Below are 26,690 nucleotides of genomic sequence, written 5' to 3'. Positions count from 1 at the left end.
GATTCAGCTTACTTTGATTAAGTCGATGAGTGACCGATTCTCGCGCTCTATATCATTCAAGCAAAAGCCGACGCTAGCGTCGGCTTTTATCTTAAGTCTCCCACATAACTATGCGGCTTTTATCTTAAATCTCCCACATCACTATGCGGGTTATTCGTGCTCGAGGATCACTTCTTTTAAGCTTTGGATGGTCTTCACATCGAGATTACCAGCTTGTGTGCTCCAGGTGAGTCTTAGGTAATTGGCTAAGTCTTTAATCTGCTCGTCGCTTAACTCATCAGCATATCCCGGCATAGCATAAAAGCTGGTGGTAGCGTTGTAATGCTGGCTCTGAATACCTTTTAGTATTACGGCGACGATATTGTGTGGACTCGCTTTATCTAAGGTGGCGTTTCCTGCCATCGCGGGGGCGACATTAGGACGACCTTCACCATTTTGACCATGACAACCGGCGCAGTAACCTTTGTAGAGCGTATAGCCTGGCAGTTCAGGTTTATGGCCGTTAAAGGTGAGGGCTTGTGGTGTAATATCTTCATCGGTATCAAGCAGATAGCTGCTAACCGCGCGCATATCATCATCGGTCAAGTGGCTAAAACTGTGATATACCACGGGATACATGCCGCCAAAGACAGTGCCTTTACGGGAGTAGCCTTCGGTAAACAGCGACTTAAGATCCTCATGGGTCCAGTTCTGCCTGTTAAGCTCGGCGGGGCGAATGTCCGATGCCTCTAGCCCTTCGATAATCGCGCCCTCAAAGTGCTTGTCCTGCTCCATGGCAAACATAGTGTCTCTTGGGGTGTGGCATTCACCGCAGTGCCCAAGGGCATTGACTAAGTAATTACCGCGGTTCCAATGTTCGCTTTTTTCCTTGCTCGGGGTAAATTCCTTGGCATCGTGGGCGACTAAGTTCCAAGCTTTTAGGCCAAAACGCAGGTTAAACGGAAAGTAAACATCATTGTCGCGATTGGCTTGCTTGATGGGTTTAGTACTCATCAGATAGGCATAAATCGCCTGAGTGTCTGCGTCCGTGAGCAGGCTGTAGGAAGTGTAAGGCATAGCAGGATAGAGGTTGCCGTTGACGCCAACACCGTGGTGCATGGCATCAAAAAACTCCTCGTAACTGTATTTGCCAATCCCAGTTTCTTTGTCTGAGGTGATATTGGTCGAGTACACAGCGCCAAAGGGGGTTTCGAACGGCAAACCGCCCGCGAGTTCGCGCCCGCCGACCGCAGTATGGCAGGCCACACAGTCGCCTATCTTCATCAGATACGCGCCGCGTGCGATGTCGTTATTCGTATTGCCACCTTCATCGGCAACGCTGCTGGAACAGGCGAGCAAACCTAGCCCTAAACTCAGGAGTAGATTGTGACTCAACAGATTTTTTATCCTACTAATGTGCGGGAAATAGCGCGAGAAATGGCGCAGATTGGCTGATGTCATCACAGGGTTAGCCCCTTAGTTTTGAGGATCAGATCTTTGACCGCCGCATAGTATTTTACGTAGCCAGTACAGCGACATACGTGTTCACTCAAGGCATCTTCAACGACTTTTTCAACTTGATCTTTAGCGATAGGTTGTCGCTCTAATCGCTCAAGCAGCGCGGTCGATTCGTTGACAAAGCCCGAGGTACACCAGCCACATTGAAACGAAAAATGCTCTAAAAAAGCCTCTTGTACTGGGCTTAGGGCGGTGATTTCGCCAAGGGAGTTTTGTCTAGCATGACCTTCGACTGTGCGGACGCGTTTACCATTAAAACGCTCTACACCATTGATGCAGGTACGCACCACTTCGCTCATGCCTTGCTCGTCGTCGACGATCACTGTACAGGCGTGGCATACGCCTGCGCCACAACCAAACTTAGTGCCTGTGAGGTTCAAGTATTCATGTAGAAACTCAATCATCATCACACCATCGGCGACTTCAATCGGGCCTACGGCTTGGTTATTAATGGTCAGTTTAATAGACTGGCTCATGCCATGGCCTCCTTAATTTTTTTCGCTGTCATAGGTAAATCGTAAAAGCGGACATGGGTTGCTTGATACACGGCTTCAATCAGCGCCGCGACCACAGGGATCATCACCACTTCGGCGATACCACGGCTGGGATCGTTATCAGACAACTGCGGCAATATGGTATGACGTTGATCCCACACGCCCACATGCCGCGCTAGCGGCACCTGATAGCGATTGAGGTTCCACGTACCATTGCCGGCGCCTGCTTCAAATGGCGGTAAGCCTTCATGCAGTGCATGGCCAATCCCCATCGCAAGGCCACCTTGAATTTGCCCTTCGACTAATTCTTTAACAATCACTTTGCCCGCTTCTAACCAAGTATGAGAACTCAGTAGCGTGACTTCGCCATTGCCTTCGTTTACGGCCACTTCAACCAAAGTGGCGCAGGGGGCGTAGTAAGTCACCATGGCATTGTTTAGTTCGGCCTTGGGATAACTCATGGCTTGACGATCGATCAAATGATAGCCATTAGATTTCATGCTGGCTTGACGCGCTTTGATACTCTTAGTCGTGTCGGAAGTGGCCGCAAACGTCGCGTTGCCTTCGCCGTATTGCAGCGCCAGCGCATCGAGTGCTAAACGCTCTTTAGTGCCAAGAATGTCGAAATCGGCTTCAGCCCAAGCCCAGCGATTAAAGGCATGGCCCATCACGCCGACCACTAAGCCCATGTCGTGGGCGCGTTTAGCGAGAATATCCAGCGACAATGGCGGAAAGCCCAAGGCGGTTAACTTGCCATCGACCCAGCGACCATCCCGTGAGTTATGCAAATTAGTTGAGCCCATTGGGGTGTTAAAATACAACTCGTTCCAAATCGATACCGCTGCAGGCCACAGGCCGTGGCGATAGATAACGTCGGCGGCGATGCGGGTGACATGGCTTTGGTAATAGGCCGACATAGACGCCGACGATGCCATGGCTTTAACGGGCGTCCAGCGTGGATTGGCCGCCATTTCATCTTGGCGTTGCTGCGAAATAATATAAGGATTATCGGTTTGCACTAATTGCATCGCATCCCAAATATCCACTTCGGCGAGTTTTACCTCATCGGCAAAGTTGCCGAGGGCATCGCTGACCACCACGGCTTGGGAGGTTTGCGTGCCTGTGCCCATTTCGATAAAGCCGATTTCTAGGGTGATTTTACCGTCTTTAGCTAGGCGAACCGCCGCACTTGGCGCCGCTGCGCCCGTACCATAATCTTTAGTGGCGATACCAAAACCGACGCCGTAACGCATCCCCGGATGTTTGGCCTCATAGTCCTTTTTATTCACCGCGCGGTTTTGCCACACGGGAGCTTGCTCGGCCATCTCGAGCATTTCGCGGTAACGTAAAGTACCGTTAGGAATCGCGCCTTGAGTATTGCGCTGGCCGGATTCCATCACGTTGGCGGCGCGCAGTTTAAAGGGATCAACCTTTAGCTCGTCGGCGATCTCATGGATCATACATTCCATCGCCGTCATCGATTGCAGCGTGCCATAACCGCGCATCGAACCTGCATCTGGATTACGCGACGCATAGGCGGTGGCGATAATATCGTTGCGCGGCGTGTAATAAATGCTTTGCATCGCCGTCGCGCCAACCGAGGTCACAGACGGGGTAAAGTTGACTCGTCCGCCGCCATCGACTGTCATCTGTGAAGTTAAGGCTTGGATTTTTAAGGTCGATTTATCCACCGCTAAGCGGCTTTTCATGATGAACGGATGACGCTTAAGGCCAGACTGGAATTGTTCGAATCTGTCATTGGCGAGTCGGATTGGCCCTTTGGCATAAACGGCCGCGATCACGCCGTAATAAGGAAATATCGAATGGTCTTTCGCGCCAAATCCACCGCCGATATAAGGCGAATGCACCACAAGATGTTTTACCTTGCCTGCCAGTGGGCTAGATAACAGCATGTGCACTGCCATCTCTTGAAAGTCCTGCGGCGACTGCGAGGTAATCACAGTATGAAAGGTTTGGCTAGTTGCGTCATACCAGCCGTTAAAGGCTTCGGGTTCCATCATCATAGGATCGATGATCTGGGTGCGATATTCCCGCTCTAACACTTGCCATTGTTGATTGGCTTGGGCGCTAGCAATCTGCTTATCTATCTCACCCGCATAATAAAGCCCGCGCTCAGACACAGTCCCTTTGGCATTCGGATTACCTAACCATTCTGGCTTGCGATCTTTTACGCTAGGGAAAAACAGCCCATCGTGGAGCGGGCTATATAAATCTTCCCTTGCGCCATTTTCACCTTCAACTCGAATAAGGCGCCAGCTGGCGTAAGGGTCTTTCGAGTCCGACACAAACGGCGTTTGCTCACCAAAGCGCAGTAAGGTCTGGTCAAATTGCAGCAAGGACTTAGCTTGCTTAAAAGCGGGGAAACTGTCGAACAACAATATCGCCACCGCATGACCTAAGTAGTCGGCGGTTTGCCCCTCGGCCAGTAACATGTTGTCACCGTAAAAATCGGGTAGCTTGATTTTGTCACGGGCCAGATCGGCCGCAGTGATCACTTTATAGGGCTTAGCCGACGCGGGCAGGTGGTCGAGGGAAAAGCCTTGATAAACATGGGAGGCATCGGCGGCGCGAAGTATAAAAGCGTAACCTTGCTGCTTGGGCCAGCCCTCCATGTCCATAGCGCGGTAATCACGGCCATAGACCTTTTGGCCTGTGACTTTCGCTATGCCGTCGTTACGAAACTTAGGTTTGGATTGACCATTAACCTGAGTTTGCCATTGGGCTGCCAGTTCAGGTGAGACAATCGCCGCATTCGCGCGACTCATTTCCCACAACAAAGGGGCCGAATATACGGCAACCCCGCCAATCACACATTGCTTGATAAAGGTCCGGCGTGACGTATTAGATGGTTCCATATCTCAACCTCAGTTGTGCTTCCGTGTAATATCAGCCGCGCTGCATGGTATCGCCCGATATAAGCTTGTTGTCGATCGACTTTTTATTGATTGTTGCGACATAGCTTTGATAAACACTGAATGTAAATTTACATTAGCCACGTTAGCATGTAGGGCCGAAAATGCAAATTTAGGCGGTTAATCGTTGCAGTTTTGACCAAGCTAAATCAGAGTGTAAAACCCGTGTTATCAGGCTTCTGCAGTGATGTTCGCACTGTGATTCAACTCAGTTACGTTATGCTGGTATTTTGTTCAGTGCTCTTTGCGCTGAGCCCTTGAGCAATGAGCTCAATTGGGGCTTATTTGCATGTCGAAATTGGCTCGCTTGCCAAACCCAAACCGCCTGACACCGCGAGACTTCATGTCACTGCAAGATCAAGAGATAGTGTTATTTGATGGCGATTGGTTTAGTCACATGCATTCATATCAACATTGTTAAATCAGTGCTTGCTTAATTACTTGATTTGTAATGCTAAAGTCATAGACAAGTGTACTCTATGTCGCTATCTTAGGTTTTTAACAAGGATGAGCTTTAATCGCGTACCCGCGATTCGAGTCACTTGCATCAGGACGATGTGTCTTTTCTCTTTCTTAGATACCCAACTCCTCCTGCAAATTGGTGAATATGCTTTGGCACTTATTTTCTTGTTGCTCAGTGTTTGTCGCACTGTACTGAGTGTTATGGGTTAACCGTTTCGCGTTGAGTTCGTTGAGTTCGTTGAGTTAGTGCGGCCTAACGGCCGAGGTGAATCAAGGTCGTGGGTCTTCAACCCACACCCGACCAAGGAGGACTGCTCGTCCTATCCTCCTTGGATGCTCCAAGACGCCCCCAACGGAGTTGAAAGCCCCTTGTGCTCATTGGCAAATTTGCTATCGCTTCCGAAGGATGCGTCCCTGCACCTGCGAAAGCTAGCTCGCCATCCATGGCGAGACTCACGCAATTTGCCTATTCGCCCTGCGGCAACTCCGAGGGGATGGGCGTATTCAATGAGCTTTGGTGTGATGTAAGATATAAAGTTTTTACTATTTAATAACAATGACTTAATTGCGGCAATAATACTGAAATTATTTTTGTCAGAGTGAATAGTAATCTGACTCAATTGATCAGGATATTGGGAGATAAATATGGCAGGACGTCAAAGTCAGCGGAAATTCTTTAATTTCTTACAACATGCTGAGCACTCTGGGAAAAGTTTCTCTAGGGAAGAGTTAATCGTAGCCTCTGGTTGGAAGGTCAGTACATTTGAAACCTATTACAACAAAGGCCAGATTACACAGTTTGTCACAGAGACCGGTGATGGCATTTTCCGCGCAATAAATACGCTGGATTTAACTTTTGTCGAGTTCCAAAAGCGATTATCCCAAAGTAAGCACTTTCAGGAGCTTGGTCATAAATGTAAATCGCAACTTTCCAAAGCGTTACTTAAAAAATCTCGCGATAACATGATGTTGGCGTTAGAGCTTTATAATCGTCCATCATTAGAGAATAAGTTAGACGGCTTTGTTTTGCTATTCTGTACTGCGTGGGAGCAACTTTCTAAAGCACGCTTAATTGAACGTGACGGTGAAGATAGTATTTTCGAGCCAGCAAATAAGAAAGGTATACGCCAGACGATTTCATTGAGGGCATGTTTGGCGCGTTTGTATGCTGATAAAGATTTAGTTCGAAAGAACATTGAAATGGTAGCTGATTGGCGTGATCAAGCTGTACATCTCTTAATGCCAGAACTACAAGCTATTGCCTCTAGAATATTTCAATCAGGTGTACTTAACTTTTCATCTGAATTTGAGGCATTTTCACAAGTGGCTTTTATATCGGTTCAACATACTGGAATGATGACTATAGTTGGTGATTTTAAACTCCCTGCAATGTCTTTATTAAAAACACAGTATGGTGCTGCAGCATATGAAATTCTTGAATTAGCAACCAGCATTCAGTATGAAGTTGAAAAAGCTGATGATATGAACTTTGCAATACCATTGAAGGTTCATTTGGTCTTTGCACAAGGTGAAGGGGATGCACAAGTGGTATTGACCAAGGCCTCGGGTACTGCAAGTGATCTTAATGAATTACGTCAAAAGCTAAAGGTTATAGAAAAGACGATAGATTTAGATAAGTCGCATCCGTATTCGCAGACAAAACTACAACAATTGGTAAATACCAAATTAGAAACCGATCGTGACCAGTTGAAGTTAGAGAAATGTATCCCAGGAAGAAATAAATTTACCGGAAGACCAGAGCTTAACAACCATTGTATTCAAGCGTGTATACAGAGACTTGCTTGGCAGCAATCTAACAATGAATATCATTACCATGCCAAGCTTGCAAACCGGCATCAATACTCTGAATCTGCTGTAACTGAACTAGTTAAGCGCATTACTCAGGAAGATGATTTCGTTGCTAAAGCTAAAAAAATGCTAAGTAAAAAGAAATAACCTAGTAAGGTTTCTGCTAAGAAAAATAAAGACCCCATTATTAAAAATAATGAGAAGAAATTATACAGGCATAGTTTTCGGGTGAAGGGACACTTTATCGAAAGCGTTAGCTATTTTCAAATAAGCACGAAGCCACCAACTAATGCTGGTAACTTCACTAAGGACGCCGAAGGATTTCCAAAAGAGGAACAGGCGTTTTTAACCTTTTGGTCGTGTGTGGGGGAGGGAGTCTCATGACCTTGATTTAAGAATGACTACGAAGTTTGTAACTACTGGTAGATGAGTATTTTTAAGTTTTACTCTGACACCATTTGTGATTACTTATTAAGCATGGTGTGTGGAATGAATAGATTACTATTTACGGTTATAAGAGGGATTTTTTTTCCGATTTTTCTGTTATTCGTTACAGCATGTGGTTCTAATGCAATTTCTTATCAGCCTACACTAATGAGTTACAGTGAGGCGTTGAATGTTGTTGAGGAATTAACTATGACGCAACACTCAGAATGGAAACCTGATGAATTTGGAATAACGGATAAATATGTTTTTTGGAATTACGGCTTTGTTACTAACTCATCGAGTTCTGCTGCAATAATTGCTGACACAGCAATAGTTGGGAAAAGTCAGGCTGAAACGAAATTAAACAATGAGCGTATTTACTTTAGAACAATTAAAGGTGTGAAGTTACTTGATTGGCAGCGCAAGTTTAAGCAGTGGTATGTAGTCTCATTAGTTGATACTGAAGATCGTATCACAAAGCACGCCTTGAGAACTCGAAGTCTTGATGATGCGAAGAGGTTTATGGATGCAATGGAGTCGATAATTAGGGAAAGAAAAGACTCGCAGTAGTAGCTTGACAATGATGATTATTTTTAACGATTTCTTGCTCTGGTGTGGAATGGGATTCCACGACTTTGATATTTTATAAGAGTTTTTATGAAAAAAATTAGTTTTTTTGGTATGAGCATAGTGCTTGCTTTGACACTTGTTATCGGCCTTGCAGTTGATTTTATAGTTGAATTTAAGTCTGAATCGATTTTTATGCAGATGAATATTTTTAGCTTCAAGTTATTATTTTCGTTACTTAGCATGCTCTGTGTGTATATTGCTATTGCAGTCACTTTTAATTTGAAACTGTTACCTATGCTTATAGGTAAAGATTATCCGTCAAATTACTTTAAATGGTCTAAATTTCGACTTATAGAAGTTTTCTTTTTATTTAACTTATGGGCTATGGGTCATTTTCAATATTTCACCGTCGTAATAGTTAATTTAGCTTTGGTTGAGTTGATACACTTATATTTAGTTTATAGAAGTATCAATAATAAGCTTGAGTCTACTATATAAATTGGTAAGTTGAGGACAATAAGGCGTGTGGAGTTGGCATAACTCTTTCAATGCGAAAAGTTAACTCTAATGCCACAGAAGTTCACCGATCCCCCGGCGAAGTTGTCGAAATACGCAGATAAAAATGCCGTGGCGACATCATGGATGATGGCGCAGGCTCGGGGGCACATGGATGTGCCATCTGAGCCGTTAGGCGATTTTTATTGGAGTATGAGACAGGTAACTAATGCATGTAACTTCGCTAGGGGCGGCAAGGGGAGATGCAAGAGGGGGATTGCTGTTGATCCCCTTCTTGCCCTGGTGTGGAATGGAATTCCACGACTTTGATTTTTTATTTTGATTTTTTATTTTGATTTTAAAGTTAGACATTAAAACTAAAAATAAGGGGCTACGACTCAGCCCCTTAATCGCGCATTTGTCTAATCTCCCAAGTGAAACTTGGGTACTAATGAGTACCAATGATTACTCAGGATCACTCCCTACTCAGGATCATAATCCAACACTGGCGCCAGCCACTTCTCCGTTTCGGCAATAGTCATCCCTTTACGCTTCGCATAATCTTCCACTTGATCGCGGCCTATATTACTCACGCCAAAGTAGCGCGATTTCGGGTGGGCGAAATACCAGCCCGATACTGCCGCTGTGGGGAACATGGCGTAGCTTTCGGTGATGTTCAAGTCGATGGTCTCATCGGGCTTGAGCAAGTCCCATAACAAGCCTTTTTCTGTGTGATCAGGGCAAGCTGGGTAACCGGGTGCGGGGCGTATACCTTTGTATTTCTCACGGATTAAGGCTTCGTTGCTTAACTGCTCGTCGGCCGCATAACCCCAAAACTCTTTACGTACCCGTTCGTGCATCCGCTCGGCAAAGGCTTCGGCCAAACGGTCGGCTAAGCATTTGAGCATGATGGCGTTGTAGTCGTCGTGGTTGGCTTCAAAACGTGCCACATGTTCGTCTATGCCGTGGCCTGTGGTCACCGCAAAGCCGCCCATGTAATCGGCGACGCCTGAGTCTTTTGGTGCAACAAAATCGGATAGGCAGAAGTTGTCGTTGCCGACACGTTCAAGCTGCATCCGCAGGTGATGTGTGGTCATTTCGACTGTGGTACGCGACTCATCGGTGTACAGCTCAATGTCGTCGTAATTGACGGTATTGGCTGGGAATAAGCCGATAACTGCTTTCGCCGTGAGCCACTTTTCTTCGATGATTTGCTTGAGCATGGCCTGACCATCGGCGAATAGCTTCTGTGCTTCTTCACCGACCACTTTATCGGTGAGGATTTCGGGGTAGTGGCCGTGCAATTCCCACGAGCGGAAAAACGGTGTCCAGTCGATACGCTCGACTAAGTCTTCTAATGGATAATTATCAAATATTTGGCGACCGAGCACGTTTGGCGTGAACGGGGTGTAGTTGGCCCAATCGTGTTGGCAGCGGTTTTCACGGGCCGCTTCGAGTGACACTATCTCTTTGCGCTTGGCTTGGGATAGACGCTTAGTACGCATGTCGTCGTATTCAGCATAGGTTTCGTCTATGGTCGCTTGGCGTGTCTCGTTGTTGATGAGTTTACTCACCATAGGCACGGCGCGGGACGCATCGGCGATATAAATAGCGCCATGGGGATAATGGGGCGCAATCTTCACCGCTGTGTGGATTTTAGAGCAAGTGGCGCCGCCGATAATCGCCGGAATGGTTAAGCCTTCGCGGTGGAAGGTTTTCACGTTATGCACCATCTCGTCCAGACTCGGCGTGATGAGGCCCGACATGCCGATGATATCGATATTGTGTTCTTTCACGGCGTCGAGAATTCGCTCCACCGACACCATCACACCTAAATCGAATACCTCAAAACCGTTACAGGCGAGCACCACGCCGACGATATTCTTGCCGATATCGTGCACGTCGCCTTTTACCGTCACCATCAAAATCTTGCCGTTAGATTGGCCTTCGACCTTTTCTAGCTCGATATAAGGGTTTAAGTAAGCCACGGCTTTTTTCATTACCCGCGCCGATTTCACCACCTGCGGCAGGAACATCTTGCCCGAGCCGAACAAGTCGCCGACCACGTTCATGCCGTCCATCAAGGCGCCTTCAATCACATCCAGTGGACGTTTCGCTTCTTGGCGAGCGGCTTCGGTATCTTCATCGATAAATTCGGTAATGCCTTTGACGAGCGCATGGGATAAGCGTTGACTCACTGGCCAGCTGCGCCATTCTAAATCTTCTTTCTTACCGACCTGCGCGCCATCACCGCGGAATTTCTCTGCGATTTCAAGTAACTGCTCGGTATTGCTCGAGCCTTCCACTGGGCAGGGCAAGTTAAGCACCACGTTTTCGACCCGCACTTTAAGCTCAGGATCGATATCGTCGTAAATGGCTAACTGGCCCGCATTGACAATGCCCATATCCATGCCGACTTTGATGGCGTGGTACAGGAATACCGCGTGAATCGCTTCGCGCACTGGGTTGTTACCGCGGAATGAGAACGACACGTTCGATACGCCGCCCGAAATCATTGCGTGGGGCAGGGTGGTTTTAATCGCTTTAATGGCATCAATAAAATCGACGGCATAGTTGTCGTGTTCATCGATACCTGTGGCGATGGCGAAAATATTCGGGTCGAAGATGATGTCTTCGGGCGGAAAGCCGACCTTATCGACCAACACCCGATAGGCGCGGGTACAGATTTCGATTTTACGCGCCTTAGTGTCGGCCTGACCTTGCTCGTCGAACGCCATGATAATGGCCGCCGCACCGTAGCGTTTCACTAAGGTGGCTTGCTCAATAAACTTGGCTTCGCCTTCTTTGAGGGAAATAGAGTTAACTATGCCCTTGCCTTGAATACATTTGAGGCCAGCTTCGATGACTTCCCACTTAGAGGAGTCGATCATAATAGGTACGCGGCTGATGTCGGGCTCAGAGGCTATCAAGTTTAAAAACTTGTGCATGATCTCGGCGCCATCGAGCATGCCTTCGTCCATGTTGATGTCGATGATTTGCGCGCCGCTTTCGACCTGCTCGCGGGCGACATCGAGCGCTTGCTCAAACTTGCCTTCTTTGATCAACTTTAAAAACTTGGCCGAGCCTGTAACGTTGGTGCGCTCACCCACGTTAACGAACAGGGATTGGGCGTCGATAGTCAGTGGTTCCAAACCTGCCAAGCGGCAAGCGACCGGAATGTCCGGCAAAATACGTGGATCGTGACGGCTCACCGCTTCGCGGATCACGCGGATATGTTCAGGCGTACTACCACAACAACCCCCGATAATATTAAGCATGCCTTCGCGCGCCCAATCTTCGATCACGTTCGCCATGTCTTCTGGGGTTTCATCGTAACCGCCAAACTCGTTCGGCAGGCCCGCATTCGGATGCGCCGACACATAACACTCACTGATGCGGGATAATTCTTCCACATAGGGGCGTAATTCTTTTGGCCCAAGTGCACAGTTAAGACCGATAGATAAGGGCTTGATATGGCGAAGGGAATTGTAAAAGGCTTCGGTCGTTTGGCCAGTCAGTGTGCGGCCAGAGGCATCGGTAATGGTGCCCGAAATCATGATCGGCAATCTGTCTTTAGAATGCTGACCGAATAAGTCATCGAATACGGATTCAATCGCAAACAGCGCAGCCTTGGCGTTTAAGGTATCGAATATGGTCTCGACCATAATGATATCCGCGCCGCCTTCAATCAGCGCCTTAGTGGATTCTTTGTAAGCAGTCACTAACTCATCGAAGCTGACGTTGCGGTAGCCTGGGTCGTTCACATCAGGGCTAATCGAACACGTACGGTTAGTGGGGCCTAACACACCGGCGACATAGCGCGGAATGCCTGTGGCAGCAAAGGCTTCATCACAGGCTTCACGGGCGAGGCGCGCGCCGACTAAGTTAATTTCGGCGGACAGCGACTGCATGTCGTAGTCGGCCATGGCGATGGTGGTGGCGTTAAAGGTGTTGGTTTCAATGATGTCGGCACCGGCGTTTAAGTAGTCGGTGTGAATTTGTTTGATGATGTGAGGCTGTGACAAGACCAATAAATCGTTGTTGCCTTTGACGTCAGTGTGCCAATCTTTAAAGCGTTCGCCGCGATAGTCCTCTTCTTCCAGCTTGTAACCTTGGATCATAGTGCCCATGGCACCGTCTAAGATCAGAATGCGCTCTGCAAGCTGTTTGCGTATGTCTGCCAATATCTGGCCGGCTTTGGTAGAGGGTATCGTCATAAATAGTTACCTTAAATACAGCTAAGTTAAGTCCAAAAATCGGCCATTGTTATGCTAAGTGCATTTTATTGTCGTCAGCCGACATTTTTTGAATACTTGTTCTTAAAAATTTGTTTTGGACATTTAAACGTATAGACGTCCATAATACGCGACTTATGATTGTCAGGGCAAGATGAAAGTCAAAGGCATTAGGAGCGAGAATCTAGAATCTAGAATTTAGGCCCTCGGCTTGAGTTCCTAGCATCTAGTCCCTAACTAAAAAGGCATATATGAAACAAGTTCGATTGTTATTGTTACGCCACGGTGAGTGTGAAGGCGGCGCTATCTTGCGGGGTCGTGTGGATGTGCCTTTAAGCAAAAAGGGTTGGCAACAAATGTCGGCTGCAGTTGAGTCACAGGCCAGCGTGTGTAGCGCGATTTATAGCTCGACTTCACGCCGCTGCGCCGATTTTGCCCACGCTTTTGCCGCCGAGCTGCATTCGACGGCGGCACAGATATCTGAGTCAAGGCCATTGCAGGCGCAGTGTTTGTCGGGTTTACAGGAAATTGATTTTGGTGATTGGGACGGTTGTCGGCTCGATGAACTGTATCAACAAGAGGGCGAACGCTTAGCGGCGTATTGGCAAGACCCTTGGCAAACTCCGCCGCCTAATGGTGAAACTATGGCAAGTTTTGAGTCGCGGGTGAATGGGACGATTGACCAGATACTCGCCGCCGAGTTTGAACGATTGACCCTTGACTCACATAAAATGGGTAATGAAAACAGTGCCATTAATGAAACCGCTGATAATATGCCTGCCACTCAAGTGTGGGTCGTGACCCACGGCGGGGTGATCCGTCACTTAATGGCGCGTGCCTTAGGGGTTGAACGGGCGGTGGGGTTTTATAGTCAACTCGATTTACCCGTGGCGGCCGTGGTGAGCATTAATGTGCTGCAAGATGAACAGGGTGCCTGCTATTGGCGTTTAGATTGGCCGAGTGGGCGCAGGTGTTGAGGCCTTATTTCACGACCTAGGAGTTATGGTTTAGGCGTGATCGTTTGGCGAGAATAAGCTGACATGAAAATATTCTGATTTAAACAGCATTGCCTAATGGGATAGATGTAGGATAATGCTTTTCCCTGACGTTTGAACGAGATAGCGTATTACATGCGCAATGAGTGATAACGTCGCAGAAATAGGTGTTGGGAATAGACTCTCTTTGTTCGAATCGCTCCGCTGTTTTAATTAATAGTGGCGTTGTTAACAAAGAGCATATCAACCCAAACATAATAGGGAATCGGGGAGCTGCTCGTCAGTCAGCCCGAACTGTGCCCGCAACTGTGAGTAGTTTAAAGAAGCACCTAGATTCTAGATTCTAGATTCTAGAGCCTAGCTCCTTCTTTTCTACAAGTCAGGAGACCTGCCTATTTCTGTTATCGCTGCGTGCAGCCTTAGTTCTCGAGCGGGTGACTCGAGGGAGCAGATGACAATGTGTACAACCTTTTTTTATACAGGTTTGGACTCGATAGGAGCGCCGCTTAGGTGAAACTTTCTGCAATCCAAACTAACAGCCCCGTGAATGACAGTGACACTAACCCGTCATTGAGCCCATCAGTCGCACTTAATGTGAGCCAGTTGAGCTGGTGTATCGATGGCAAAACCATACTTTCCAATATTAACTTTACGCTGCCAACGGGGCAGATGCTGGGGCTGATTGGCCCTAACGGTGCGGGCAAGTCTAGCTTGCTGCGCTGTTTGTATCGGTTTGTTCGCCCGACTCAGGGCAAAATTACCCTTTTTGATCAAGATATTGAGCGCTTGTCGCCCAAGGCGTTTGCCTGTCGCGTCGCCGTAGTACAGCAGGATACACCGCACTATTTTGACCTCACCACAGAGCAATTGGTCAGCATGGGCTTAACGCCCCACAAGGGTATGTTCGATACCAATTCGAGCTGTGATACTGAGCGTATTGCTAAGGCTTTAGAGAAAGTCGGCTTGAGCCATAAGATGCACCAACAATATGAACACTTATCCGGCGGTGAAAAGCAACGCGCCTTAATTGCCCGCGCCATAGTGCAGCAGCCGCAGCTTTTAATCCTCGATGAGCCAACGAACCACCTCGATGTGCGCTATCAAATTCAAATCCTCGAATTGGTGCGTAGTCTTGGCATCAGCGTGATTGCCTCTATTCATGATCTTAATTTAGCCAGTGCCCTGTGCGACAGTTTGTTGTTGATCCATAACGGGGAAGTCAGCGCTATGGGGACGCCAACCGAAGTATTAACCGAGGCGCGAATTGGCGATGTGTTTGGCGTGTGTGTTCAGGTATCGCCCCATCCACAACATAAAAAGCCCTTAATCAGCTATTTTTATGGTTACCACCATGTAGATCATGGCCTGAACGAGCGAGGCGAAGGTGGATGACTCAGGGGAGTAAACAATATTTCATCTCATATTTGGGGCGTATCGTGACACCGTTGACGAGACAACAACTGATGCTGCTAGTATTAGGTATCATCACTTTGATAACGCCTATTGCCGCGACAAGTTTTGGTGCGGCGAACATCAGTTTTACGGATGTTATTCAAGTATTTATCAATAAGGCGACGAACCTCACTCAAGCCAATGGCATGACTGAACGCATTGTGATGGAGCTCAGGCTACCGCGCATTTTACTGGCTTTTGTGGCGGGTGCGGGTTTGTCACTGGCGGGCAGTGTGTTGCAAACCGTGACTCGCAATCCGCTCGCCGATCCCTATTTGTTTGGCATTAGCTCTGGCGCGTCCTTTGGCGCTGTGGTGATGTTGACCTTATTCACGGGCTCTGGATTTTTTGATAATGCGGGCATGGCGGCACATTCTGGGCTTTTTAGCGGTTCGGGTGCCTTGTCTGGTTTGCTTTGGTTTAGCTTGCCCTTGGGCGCTTTTATTGGCGCCAGTTTGTCGGTGCTGATAGTGCTTGCCTTGTCTGGCCTTGGGCTTAATAGCCAAGTGGAGCGCATGTTGCTCTCTGGTGTGGCGACCTCCTTTATGTTCGGCGCATTAACGAGTCTGTTGTTGTATTTCGCCAGTCCGCAGGCGACAGCCTCTGTGCTGTTTTGGAGTTTAGGCAGTTTTGCAAAGGCCAGTTGGTCCTTGTTAGTACTGCCAACACTGGTGATTGGCGCGAGTTTATTCATTATTTTAGGCATGAAACGGCAGATCATGGCGTTGCAGGCGGGGGATGAAACGGCGCATACCTTAGGGGTGAATGTGCCTAAGCTGCGGCTCAATATGTTGCTGCTCTGCTCCTTGATTACCGCTATTTTGGTGGCTACCTGCGGCGGTATCGGTTTTGTCGGGTTAATGATCCCCCATACCGTGCGTATGCTGTTTCCCGGTCGTCAACCGATTTTATTAACGGCGTTGGTGGGCGGCTTATTTATGGTGTGGATTGATGTATTAGCGCGCTGTTTATTGGGTAATCAAGAGTTGCCCGTGGGCATTATCACGGCCGCCATAGGTAGCATGTTCTTTTTGCTGATTTTACGTAAGCGTAGAGTCATGGCGTAAATACAAGGTCATGCCGTAGGCACACCTAGTCAGGACGTAAACCCAGAGTTAAGTCGTCATCCTAGAGTCATGTCGTAAGCGCAGGCTGGCGGGATAATCAGTATTTCTGTTGATATCCCACCCGCGATTGGAAATGCACAATTGGACATGTTCGTCATAGACGCGGGATGCGTTGTGGTTATTTAATGTAGATTACAAAGTGGAGTGTGGATGTCTCAGTCAGCCGTGTCTTTTCAAATAAGCCCTGTGAGTAAAGCGCAGGATCTGGTGATTCTGCAGAAAATTGATCTTAAGACTAAGCCGCCCGGTGCCTTAGGTCAGCTCGAATCCTTAGCCTTGCAGATTGCCCGCGTGCAAGCGACTGATTTGCAACAAACGGAGCAGCCACAAACGGATGTGCTCAAAATAGTCCATCCAACCATGTTAGTGTTTGCGGGGGATCATGGCATTGCCGCAGAAGGCGTGTCGATTGCCCCTAGCGAAGTGACTCACCAAATGGTGCAAAACTTTGCCCATGGCGGCGCGGCGATTAACGTTTTTTGTCGGCAGGTGGGCTTTAAGCTCGAAGTGATCGATTGCGGTATGTTAACGCCAGTTGAAGGGGTTGAAGGCATTATTGATCAACGTCTTGGTGCTGGAACGGGGGCAATCCATTTAGAGCCCGCAATGGCGCTTGAAACCGTCGATAAAGGCTTTGCGATGGCGCGCGATTTGATTGAACGTCACCATCAAGCGGGTTGTAACTTAGTCGCCTTTGGTGAAATGGGCATAGGCAATACCTCCTCTGCTGCGGCCATTATGGCGGCGATCATGCAGCTGGATGTGATTGATTGTGTCGGCCGTGGTACTGGCATTAATAGTGAAACCTTAGAACGTAAATTGATGCTGATTGAGCTCGCGTTATTGCTGCATCAAAGCGCCTTAACTGGGCCTAAGTCAGTGTTAGCTTGCCTAGGAGGTTTTGAAATTGTGCAGATGACGGGGGCTATGTTAGCCGCCGCCGAACGTAAAATGCTGGTGGTCGTGGACGGTTTTATCGCGACAGCGGCGGCATTAGTCGCGGTGCAAATCGCCCCTAATGTGCGTGATTATTTGATTTTTGCCCATCAATCCGATGAGCAAGGTCATCTGCGAATGTTAGAATTTTTGCAGGCTAAACCTTTATTATCCCTAGGGCTGAGATTAGGCGAAGGTACGGGGGCGGCCTTGGCATTGCCGCTTATTCAAGCCTCAGTAAATTTTTACAATCAAATGGCGAGTTTTAGTGATGCGGGGATTGAGGCTGTTGTATGATGTGCTCTGCTAAGTCGCTTATTTTACTTATTTAAAATAATAGCCTTTAGCCAACCGTTTTAATTTTAAACCTTGCAGCAAGTGTGAATTCACTAAGGATGCTTTATGTCAGAACGCGAAAGCTGGCACAAAGAGATAGATTTATTTTTAGTTGCCATGGGCTATTTTACCCGCATTCCTATGCCTAAGTGGGTCGAAGTCGATAGCGATAAGTTGAATAAGGCCAGCCGTTATTTCGGTCTCGTCGGTCTTCTGGTCGGTTTGTTAAGCGCCATAGTGTTTTGGCTGACGCAGAACTGGCTCCCCGCTGGCGTTTCTGTTCTTTTAGCTATGTTGGTTGGCGTCTTGCTCACGGGCGGATTCCACGAGGATGGCCTAGCCGATACCTTCGACGGTTTTGGCGGGGGTTGGACGGCTGAAGACAAGCTGCGGATCATGAAAGACTCGCGCCTTGGCAGTTATGGCGCACTGGCACTGATGTTGGCTTTGCTGCTGAAATGGCAGTTGTTAGTCGAGTTGGCCCTGTACGATCCTGTAGTCGCGGGTTCAGCACTTATCGTCGCGCATACTGTGAGCCGTGTGGTATCAGCCAGTATCATCTTTAGTGAAAAATATGTCCGCGATGACGAAACCAGTAAGTCTAAGCCGCTATCGCAACATCAAGGTATAAATGAGCTGCTTATCCTGATCGCCAGCGGCGTATTAGTGCTGTTATTCCTCAAGGGGTTAGCGGCATTGTCATTGCTATTGGTGATGATAGGACTGCGCCGTTTGATCATAGTGATCTTTAGACGCCAGATTGGCGGTTACACGGGTGATACCTTAGGCGCGGCGCAGCAAATATCTGAAATCGTGTGTTATTTTGTATTGCTCGTTGTGGGTAACATACTGTGATCCACCTCGTCCTAGGCGGCGCCCGTAGCGGTAAGAGTCGCTACGGCGAAGCCTTAGTGCGTCAGTACACTGCGCTTGGCTTCGATGCTTGCTATGTGGCGACGGCGCAGGCGCTAGATGATGAAATGTCGACACGTATCGCCAAGCATCAAGCGGGACGATTGGACGATGGTATCGAATGGCAATTGTTTGAAGAGTCGCTCGCCCTCACTGCACTGTTAAAACGGTTAGCAAAACCTGGGCGAGTGATTTTAGTAGACTGTTTAACCCTTTGGTTAACGAATCAATTACTTGCATCGAACCTTAATATCGATGATGAACCCGCACCGACTGAGTGGAATGCGACTGACTTTGCCGTTTCAACCTCTGCTACTTCAATCTCTGACGATAAAGCTTATGCGAGTTGGCAGGCCGAGAAAACAGCTTTTGTGGATTCCCTCGTCGAGCTTGAGGGAGTGGTGATTTTGATCAGTAACGAAGTCGGTTCTGGCATAGTGCCCTTAGGTGAGTTGAGCCGACAATTTGTTGATGAAGCAGGCTGGTTAAATCAAGCCGTGGCGACCTTAGCGGACAATGTCACCTTAGTGGTTGCGGGTTTACCCTTAGCATTGAAACCACTTTAGACTTTGTGCTCAGTCCACGTTTTAAGCTTAAGTTGCATACTTAAGTGATTTTTAGACTGAACTGTTATGTTAATGACTGCAAACTAGAATAAGCCTTTTAAACCTATGTCCTCTCCAAACACAGACAACACAGCCTGTGCTAATGCACTCGATACCGCTGACACTCCTGTAGTTAATACGCCCGCAATTAATACGCCTGCGGTTAATTCACCTCGGCGCGCGGCAGTCTTAATGGTGCAGGGCACTACATCGGATGCGGGCAAGAGCACCTTAGTCGCAGGCATTTGTCGTTTGCTCGCTCGTCAGGGGATTAAGGTTGCGCCCTTTAAGCCGCAAAATATGGCGCTCAATAGCGCTGTTACTGTCGATGGCGGCGAGATTGGCCGCGCACAGGCCTTGCAAGCCGTGGCCTGTTATCTTGAGCCCCATACCGATTTTAATCCCATTCTGCTTAAACCAAGCTCGGACACGGGCGCGCAAATTATTGTTCATGGCAAAGCCCTGACGACACTCGAAGCCTCGGCCTTTTTTGGGCCTAAATCTAAGGATTACAAGGCAATGGCGCTTGGCGCTGTGCTGGAGTCCTTCGAGCGATTGACGGCCCAGTATCAAACCATAGTGGTTGAAGGCGCGGGTAGTCCAGCGGAGATCAATCTGCGTGAAGGTGATATTGCCAACATGGGATTTGCCGAAGCTGTGGATTGCCCTGTGATTATCATTGCCGATATTGATAAAGGTGGCGTATTTGCCCATTTGGTCGGGACCTTGGCCTTGTTATCAGAATCCGAACAGGCGCGGGTAAAGGGCTTTGTGATCAACCGTTTCCGTGGTGATATTAGCCTGTTGCAATCAGGGCTCGATTGGCTTGAAGCTTATACGAGCAAGCCTGTTTTAGGTGTGTTGCCTTATCTGCATGATTTACATCTCGATGCCGAAGATGCGCTGATAAGCTCGCCGACTAAAGGCGCTAACAGCCGCTTAAAAGTGCGGGTATTAGTGTACCCAAGGATCAGTAATCACACGGATTTTGATCCGCTGCGGCTGCATCCCAATATTGATTTTGACTATGTGTCGTTGCAAACCCAAGCCGCGAGTCACGCGACTCATTTGCCCGCCGCCGATGTATTGATCTTGCCCGGCAGTAAGAATGTGCGCGCCGATTTAGCTTTTTTACGCCAGCAAGGCTGGGATAAAGATATCGCCACACACCTGCGTTACGGCGGAAAAGTGCTAGGCGTTTGTGGCGGCTATCAAATGCTAGGCCAAAGCATTGCCGATCCCTTAGGCATTGAAGACAGTGCGGGTGATACCGCAGGACTTGGCTACCTGCCGCTGAGCACAGAACTCAAAGCCGAAAAACAGTTACGGCGAGTGAGAGGTGAGCTAACGTTACTTGGGCAAAAGGTTGCTGTGAAGGGCTATGAAATCCACTGCGGTGAATCAAGCTATCTTATCCCTAGGCTTGAACAAACAAATGTGCCCTTGCAGTTAATCCCTGAATCCACATCTGTGAGCTTTGCCGATGGCCTGCAAAGCGATGACGGGCAAATCTTAGGTACTTATTTACATGGGCTGTTTGATAGCCCCGATGCGTGTCAGTTGATTTTGCGCTGGGCAGGATTAAACGATGCTAAGGCGATAGATATCAATCAAATACGTGAGCAGCAACTCGATCGTTTAGCCGATGTGTTAGCCGAGCATTTAGACATGCAAAAATTACAGCCAATTTTAGAAGCATAAGTTTTAGAAGCAGACATTTTTAGCAGCAGAGTGAAGAGAAGACCATGACAGCACAGAACGACAACGAACAAGCGCAAATCAAGGCCGAACGCCACAAGGCTCGTCAACAGAAAGTGAAAGCAGGTGTGGATGCTAAAATTGCCGCCGCCCAAGAGGAGAAGGGGATTCTGCTGGTGTTAACCGGTAACGGTAAAGGCAAATCGACCTCAGGTTTTGGCACTGTGGCCCGCGCCGTCGGTCACGGTAAAAAAGCCGCTGTAGTGCAATTTATCAAAGGCACTTGGGAGTGCGGTGAGCGCAATTTACTCGAAGGTGCAGGGGTTGAGTTTCATGTAATGGGCACAGGTTTTACCTGGGAAACCCAAGATAAAGAAAAGGATACCGCCGCCGCTGTACTCGCTTGGGAAGCCGCCGAAAAGCTGCTGCAAGATGAGAGCATAGATTGCCTTATGCTCGATGAACTCACCTATATGGTGAGCTATCACTATCTGGATGTGGAACGCGTGCTTAGCGCACTTAAAAATCGCCCACCGATGCAGCATGTGATTATCACTGGCCGTGCTTGCCACCGTGCAATCATCGAGCTTGCAGATACGGTCAGCGAAGTGCAGCCGCTGAAACACGCCTTTGAAGCGGGTATCAAGGCACAGCAAGGTTTTGATTACTAATCGAACCTTAAATGTCGGCGCATAAGTGACGCAGCATTGTTGGTTGCAATGTTAAGTAAGACGCGCGAATGGCTTTAGCACAGGCATAAAATGCGCTAAGTTTGAGGACGAGTAACTGCCTATTAGTGACTAGCAACTAGCGACAATTTGTTGTTAGTGACTATGGGTTAGCTTCTAGCCGTTCAGTGTTCAAAGCGTTCTCAAGGATGATCCTATGAATAAGCGTATCGTGATTTGTGCCGATGGGACTTGGAATCGGCCCGAGAAAGATCTTATGGTCGATTTCCCCACCAATGTGCTGCGCCTCGCGCGGGCGATTAGCCCTTTGGCCAGTGACGGCAAACCCCAACAAGTATTTTATGATTGGGGTGTGGGTTCCTATTACGATCAAACCATTGGTGGCGCAACAGGGCGCGGTTTACATAAAAACATCATGGATGGGTATCGCTATATAGTGCAAAACTATTCCCCCGGCGATGAGATTTACCTCTTTGGCTTTAGTCGTGGTGCTTACACAGTGCGTTGCCTGTGTGGCTTGATTAATAACTGCGGCATACTCAAACGTCCCGATGCGGCGTTGATTCAACAAGCTTTCGACCACTATAAAAAAAGCAGTGCGCCCTTTGCGCCTGATGGTGAAAAATCCCTCGAATTTAGAGCGAGATACAGTCATGAGTCTCGGGAAATCAAGTTTGTTGGCGTGTGGGATACAGTGGGCGCTATGGGGATCCCTATTTCATTTTTAGGCTTGTTCGAAGATAAAGACGAGTTTTACGACACTAAAATTGGCCGCAATGTGCGCGTTGCCCGTCATGCCTTAGCCATAGATGAACATCGCAGTGATTTTGAGCCGACCATTTGGCAACTACGCGACAATATGGACATGCAGCAAGTGTGGTTTGCGGGTGCCCATAGCAATATTGGCGGCAGTTATAAACCCGATAAAGACGGTTCATTGTTGTCGGATATTGCACTGTTGTGGATGATATCCGAGGCGCAGAAATTTAATTTAAGCCTAGAGCCACACTTAGCCGCGAGTGTGCATCCAAATCCGCTCGCGACCTTACATGACTCGAGACGCAGTTTTTATCGGATAAAACAGGAATATTTGCGACCACTCGACCCTGAGCAAGTCCCAGTACTTTTGCATCATTCGGTGAAGACCCGCTGGGATCAAGATCCTCAGTATCGCCCCAAGAATCTACAAACTTATATCGAACACTATGGCTGGCCAGAGCCGCTAGTTTAACTCTATAACCCCAAGTGACCTGAAGAGACTACGCCTGCATCTTTAGGCGGTTTGGGGATAAATACTAAGGCATATCATGATTAAGCGACACTTAGCTGGACTCGTTTTTGGGCTCAGTCTGTTTCTCCCTCATAGCGTATTGGCGCAGCCCGCTAAACGCATTATTGCGCTCTCGCCCCATGCGGTGGAAATGCTTTACGCCATAGGTGCGGGCGATACGATTGTGGCCGCAACCGATTATGCGGATTATCCCGAGGCGGCAAAAAATATCCCGCGTATTGGTGGTTACTATGGTATTCAAATGGAGCGGGTGATGGAGCTTAATCCCGATCTGATTGTGGTGTGGGATTCGGGTAATAAAGCCGAAGATATCAACCAGCTTAGGACGTTAGGATTTAACCTTTATGGTAGCGATCCTAAAACCTTAGAAGGCGTCGCCAAGGAGCTTGAAGAGTTAGGCCAACTTACGGGGCATGTTGAAGAAGCAAGCAAGGCTGCGGCCGCTTATCGCGCTGAGCTTATCCGATTGCGGGTTGAAAATGCTAAAAAATCAGAACCTAAGGTATTTTATCAACTCTGGTCGACCCCCTTGATGACAGTCTCTAAAAACAGTTGGATCCAACAGATCATCAGTGTGTGCCATGGCCAAAATGTGTTTTACGATGCCGCCAGTGATTATCCGCAAGTCAGTTTAGAAAACGTCTTGCTGACCTTGCCCGAGGTGATTTTGCAAAGTGAGGAAGAAGGTAATGTGAAAGGGGTTGATTGGCGCAAATGGCCAGAAATTCCTGCCGTGAAGAAACAGCATATTTATCAACTCAATGCCGATCTATTACATCGCGCGACGCCCAGAGCTTTACTCGGCGTTCAAGCCTTATGTGATGCCTTGGATAAAGCACGTTAAATAAAACGCCTGACAGATTATTCCGTCAGGCGTTTAGTCAGATGTTGCTATTTTCTAAGCGTTTAGAAAGGCGCGTTGATGTCGACCACATTAATCAGCTTGTGGTTTACAAACTCTTTTAATCCTAAATCAATCAACTCGCGGCCATAACCTGAGCGGCGCACGCCACCAAAGGGTAAGTCGGCCTTGACCATAGTAGGATGATTGACAAACATCATGCCTGTGGAAACCTGCTTAGCGACCGCCAGCCCGCGTTGGGTATCGGCGGTAAACACTGAGCCACCCAATCCAAAGGGCGAGTCATTGGCGATGGCAATCGCTGCTTGCTCATCCTTCACCCTGTGGATACTGGACACAGGGCCGAAGAATTCCCAATAGTAGGCTGGGTTATCTGGCGTCAGGTTTGTCAGTATTGTTGGCTGCACAAAGGCGCCTTGCTGCGGCACTTTTGGCCCCACTTCGGTCGCGGTTGCGCCGTGTTTTACGGCATCACGGATCTTCTGCTTCAACTCATCGGCCGCGCCTTGGGAAGACAGCGGTGCCAGCGTAGTGGCCGAGTCCATAGGGTCGCCCGCTTTTAACGCTTCAATCCCATTGATATAGCCCTTCATAAATTCATCGTAAATAGCTTCAACTAAGATCATCCGCTTAGATGATGTACAGACCTGTCCCGCGTTCCAGTGACGGCCAAACACAGCCCAGTCGATGGTTTTAGGCAGATCGGCATCTTCAAGTACGATAAAGGCATCTGCGCCACCCAGTTCTAGGGTGGACTTTTTCAGTGCCTTACCCGCCAGTGCGGCAATGATCGAGCCCGCATCTTCTGATCCTGTGAGCGCAACACCATGCACTTTGGGCGAATTGATGATCTGTTCTATCTGCTCTCGGGTGGCATACAGATTTTGGAATGCACCTGAGGGCAGTCCGGCATCGCGCATTAAGCCTTCAAAGGCCGCTGCGCACTGGGGCACGTTGGATGCATGTTTGAGTAGTAAGGTATTTCCGGCTGCAAGCTGCGGCGCTAAGATGCGCGCAATTTGGTAGTAGGGAAAGTTCCAAGGTTCGATAGCCAATAATACGCCCAGCGGTTCGTTAACCAGTATCGCTTCACCTTCGGCGGGATCGGCAACCGGCAGTTTTTGCGGTGCCAGCAGTCGCTCGGCATGTTCGGCGTAGTATTCGAAAATTTGCGCCGACAGTTCGACTTCAGCTTCGGCTTCTGCTGTGACTTTGCCCATTTCTAAGGTCAGTAGATTGGCGTATTTGGACTTGTTGTCTCTGAGGATCTTCGCTGCCTTAGACAGTATTGCGGCCTTGTCTGCAAAGGGAGTGGTTCGCCAGCTTAAAAATGCCTGATGGGCGGATTCTATCGCCTGTGTGACTTCGGTATCTGTTGCATTTGGAAATTCTTTAATGAGCTTTCCCGTAAAGGGATTGGTTGTTGCATAAGCCATATGTGCCTCCAAGCGTTTAACAAATAGAGCGTAAATGCCAGCTTTGGCATCGAGGGTGGAAATGTCTTGTTTGTTGTGGACTCCCTTGCCATTGATTATGTGGCAAGGAAGCCTAGGATGAACGGTAAACTCGTGTGGCAGCAGGAACTATCTCAGTAGTATTAATCAATTAAATCAAATGTATAGTTGATTTTTACCTACGGTATACACGTCATGTTGTTACGGTTAACAAGCTTCTGCTGTTTTATAGCGTTCAGCCATGGCATTGGCGGCTATCATGGCTTGATAGACATCATCTGCGGTTAACTTCATTGGCATATTGCCCATAGTATCGCCCTCAGCACAGGCTATCTCAGCCACTTTGCGCCACTCGGCCTCGATAAAGGTTTTCAGCCCTAAATCTGCGAGTGTGAGCGGCAGTCCTGCCGTTTTGATGATGCGGATAACGTTATCGATTTCGGCTTTTGGGGCATTTTCGAGCACGAGCTGAGTTAGCAGCCCAAAGACGACTTTCTCGCCGTGCTGAGCTTTATGTAAGTCTGCCACCGCTGACATACCATTGTTTACGGCATGGGCGGCGGCTAAACCGCCCGCTTCTGCACCAACACCACTGAGATAGATGGTGGCTTCAATGGTTTGCTCTAGCGCAGGTGTGACTATTTTGTTTTTAACGGCGTCCATAGCAGCTTCAACATTTTCAGTCAGTAACTGATAACAAAGTTGGGCCAATCCCAGCCCTGTGCGGGAAGGCTTTTTCAGGACTAGGTTGACGCCATCCGATTGATAGCAGGCACGAGCTTCAAAATAGGTTGCCAGTGCATCGCCTATGCCTGCCGCAAAAAATCGGGCCGGAGCCGCGGCGATAATGGCAGTGTCGGCAACGACAGCATCTGGGTTCTGTGGCAGAAACAGATAGCGTTCAAACTCACCTGTTTCGGAGTAGATCACTGCAAGTGCAGTACAGGGCGCATCGGTTGAAGCAATTGTGGGGTATAAGATGACAGGCCGTTTTTGATAGAAAGCGACGGCTTTGGCGGCATCTAAGGTTTTTCCACCGCCAACTCCAACAATAACGTTGGTATGATGCTGTTCTGCCAGCGCGCCTAAGCGCTTTATCTCGGCTTCGCTGCACTCATAGTTGAATTTTTCGAGGTGGCTGCTGATCCCATTTTGATCTAGCCCAGCGACCGCTTCATTCTTCACGCGGCTGAGGATAAATTCATCGCAGATGATAAAAGCATTGTCACCAAAGTCCTTAACATAATCATGCATTTGAGCTAATAGGCCCTTGCCGATAATGAATTTTTTAGGGGAAGTGACGGTACGTGGAACGACAGTGCTCATAGAGCCTCCTTTGCACTTATGACGGTTATCCTTTCATTCTTACCCTAGCATACGCCTAAATTAATGTCATAGCATGAATGGTGGTA

Annotated in this window: 19 protein-coding genes and 1 riboswitch; of the genes, 13 read left to right on the top strand and 6 right to left on the bottom strand. The window is 48.3% G+C overall.

What is annotated here, in order from left to right; all coding sequences use genetic code 11:
• Positions 1-150 precede the first annotated feature (150 nt).
• Genes L5M40_RS03965 through L5M40_RS03955 form a run of 3 tightly spaced genes read right to left on the bottom strand, consistent with a single transcriptional unit; the run spans position 151 to position 4,867 of the window.
• On the bottom strand, positions 151-1,440 hold the full coding sequence (locus tag L5M40_RS03965) for a cytochrome c (RefSeq protein ID WP_263175800.1): 1,290 nt from the start codon (positions 1,438-1,440) through the stop codon (positions 151-153).
• Positions 1,440-1,973, bottom strand: coding sequence for a (2Fe-2S)-binding protein (locus L5M40_RS03960; RefSeq protein WP_006082848.1), 534 nt, complete (start codon positions 1,971-1,973; stop codon positions 1,440-1,442). The genes L5M40_RS03965 and L5M40_RS03960 overlap by 1 nt, the downstream gene beginning before the upstream one ends.
• A complete protein-coding gene (locus L5M40_RS03955; protein WP_263175799.1) occupies positions 1,970-4,867 on the bottom strand; it encodes a xanthine dehydrogenase family protein molybdopterin-binding subunit in 2,898 nt (965 codons plus the stop codon). Before L5M40_RS03955 ends, L5M40_RS03960 begins: the two co-directional genes overlap by 4 nt.
• Before the next feature lie 1,164 nt (positions 4,868-6,031).
• Between L5M40_RS03955 and L5M40_RS03950 the strand changes: the two genes are divergently transcribed.
• The 3 genes from L5M40_RS03950 (at position 6,032) to L5M40_RS03940 (ending at position 8,689) form a co-directional block, all read left to right on the top strand.
• Complete coding sequence (locus L5M40_RS03950; protein WP_212599396.1) at positions 6,032-7,342, top strand: DUF3644 domain-containing protein; 1,311 nt, start codon at positions 6,032-6,034, stop codon at positions 7,340-7,342.
• 342 nt (positions 7,343-7,684) lie between these two features.
• Complete coding sequence (locus L5M40_RS03945; protein ID WP_263171608.1) at positions 7,685-8,191, top strand: hypothetical protein; 507 nt, start codon at positions 7,685-7,687, stop codon at positions 8,189-8,191.
• Between the two features lie 87 nt (positions 8,192-8,278).
• A complete protein-coding gene (locus L5M40_RS03940) occupies positions 8,279-8,689 on the top strand; it encodes a hypothetical protein (RefSeq protein WP_263175798.1) in 411 nt (136 codons plus the stop codon).
• Between the two features lie 479 nt (positions 8,690-9,168).
• Here L5M40_RS03940 and metH read toward each other — a convergent pair whose 3' ends face one another.
• Positions 9,169-12,903, bottom strand: coding sequence for a methionine synthase (metH, locus tag L5M40_RS03935; protein WP_263175797.1), 3,735 nt, complete (start codon positions 12,901-12,903; stop codon positions 9,169-9,171).
• Positions 12,904-13,172: 269 nt separating this feature from the next.
• Here metH and L5M40_RS03930 point away from each other — a divergent pair, with 269 nt between their 5' ends.
• The 10 genes from L5M40_RS03930 (at position 13,173) to L5M40_RS03885 (ending at position 23,806) form a co-directional block, all read left to right on the top strand.
• On the top strand, positions 13,173-13,898 hold the full coding sequence (locus L5M40_RS03930) for a histidine phosphatase family protein (RefSeq protein WP_173496802.1): 726 nt from the start codon (positions 13,173-13,175) through the stop codon (positions 13,896-13,898).
• Between the two features lie 221 nt (positions 13,899-14,119).
• Positions 14,120-14,327, top strand: a riboswitch (cobalamin riboswitch).
• Positions 14,328-14,426: 99 nt separating this feature from the next.
• A complete protein-coding gene (locus L5M40_RS03925; RefSeq protein ID WP_263175796.1) occupies positions 14,427-15,308 on the top strand; it encodes an ABC transporter ATP-binding protein in 882 nt (293 codons plus the stop codon).
• Positions 15,305-16,435 (top strand): FecCD family ABC transporter permease, encoded by a 1,131-nt coding sequence (locus L5M40_RS03920; protein WP_263175795.1) that lies wholly within the window; start codon positions 15,305-15,307, stop codon positions 16,433-16,435. Before L5M40_RS03925 ends, L5M40_RS03920 begins: the two co-directional genes overlap by 4 nt.
• Positions 16,436-16,645: 210 nt before the next feature.
• The gene (gene cobT / locus L5M40_RS03915; protein WP_219233788.1) at positions 16,646-17,728 is read left to right on the top strand and encodes a nicotinate-nucleotide--dimethylbenzimidazole phosphoribosyltransferase; all 1,083 of its coding nucleotides are present in this window, start codon (positions 16,646-16,648) and stop codon (positions 17,726-17,728) included.
• A 105-nt stretch (positions 17,729-17,833) separates the two neighbouring features.
• The gene (locus tag L5M40_RS03910) at positions 17,834-18,622 is read left to right on the top strand and encodes an adenosylcobinamide-GDP ribazoletransferase (RefSeq protein WP_028759425.1); all 789 of its coding nucleotides are present in this window, start codon (positions 17,834-17,836) and stop codon (positions 18,620-18,622) included.
• Complete coding sequence (gene cobU, locus L5M40_RS03905) at positions 18,619-19,245, top strand: bifunctional adenosylcobinamide kinase/adenosylcobinamide-phosphate guanylyltransferase (protein ID WP_263175794.1); 627 nt, start codon at positions 18,619-18,621, stop codon at positions 19,243-19,245. The genes L5M40_RS03910 and cobU overlap by 4 nt, the downstream gene beginning before the upstream one ends.
• Positions 19,246-19,350: 105 nt before the next feature.
• Positions 19,351-20,985 (top strand): cobyric acid synthase, encoded by a 1,635-nt coding sequence (locus L5M40_RS03900; protein ID WP_263175793.1) that lies wholly within the window; start codon positions 19,351-19,353, stop codon positions 20,983-20,985.
• 44 nt (positions 20,986-21,029) lie between these two features.
• Positions 21,030-21,653 carry a cob(I)yrinic acid a,c-diamide adenosyltransferase gene (cobO, locus tag L5M40_RS03895; RefSeq protein WP_006085878.1) on the top strand — a complete coding sequence of 208 codons (624 nt, stop codon included), beginning with the start codon at positions 21,030-21,032 and terminating at the stop codon, positions 21,651-21,653.
• A 214-nt stretch (positions 21,654-21,867) separates the two neighbouring features.
• Complete coding sequence (locus tag L5M40_RS03890) at positions 21,868-22,902, top strand: DUF2235 domain-containing protein (protein ID WP_263175791.1); 1,035 nt, start codon at positions 21,868-21,870, stop codon at positions 22,900-22,902.
• Between the two features lie 76 nt (positions 22,903-22,978).
• Positions 22,979-23,806, top strand: coding sequence for a cobalamin-binding protein (locus L5M40_RS03885; protein ID WP_263175790.1), 828 nt, complete (start codon positions 22,979-22,981; stop codon positions 23,804-23,806).
• 62 nt (positions 23,807-23,868) lie between these two features.
• On the opposite strand, the gene L5M40_RS03880 is transcribed toward L5M40_RS03885, so the two are convergent.
• Both L5M40_RS03880 and L5M40_RS03875 read right to left on the bottom strand, forming a co-directional pair.
• Complete coding sequence (locus L5M40_RS03880; protein ID WP_263256267.1) at positions 23,869-25,260, bottom strand: NAD-dependent succinate-semialdehyde dehydrogenase; 1,392 nt, start codon at positions 25,258-25,260, stop codon at positions 23,869-23,871.
• Between the two features lie 225 nt (positions 25,261-25,485).
• The gene (locus L5M40_RS03875; RefSeq protein ID WP_131525605.1) at positions 25,486-26,604 is read right to left on the bottom strand and encodes a glycerol dehydrogenase; all 1,119 of its coding nucleotides are present in this window, start codon (positions 26,602-26,604) and stop codon (positions 25,486-25,488) included.
• Positions 26,605-26,690: the final 86 nt, after the last annotated feature.

The sequence above is a fragment of the Shewanella sp. SM68 genome (assembly GCF_025653925.1).
GTDB classification, from domain to species: domain Bacteria; phylum Pseudomonadota; class Gammaproteobacteria; order Enterobacterales; family Shewanellaceae; genus Shewanella; species Shewanella oncorhynchi.
The sequence above is the reverse complement of the archived record's forward strand: the minus strand, read 5'-3'. Positions and strand labels throughout refer to the sequence as shown.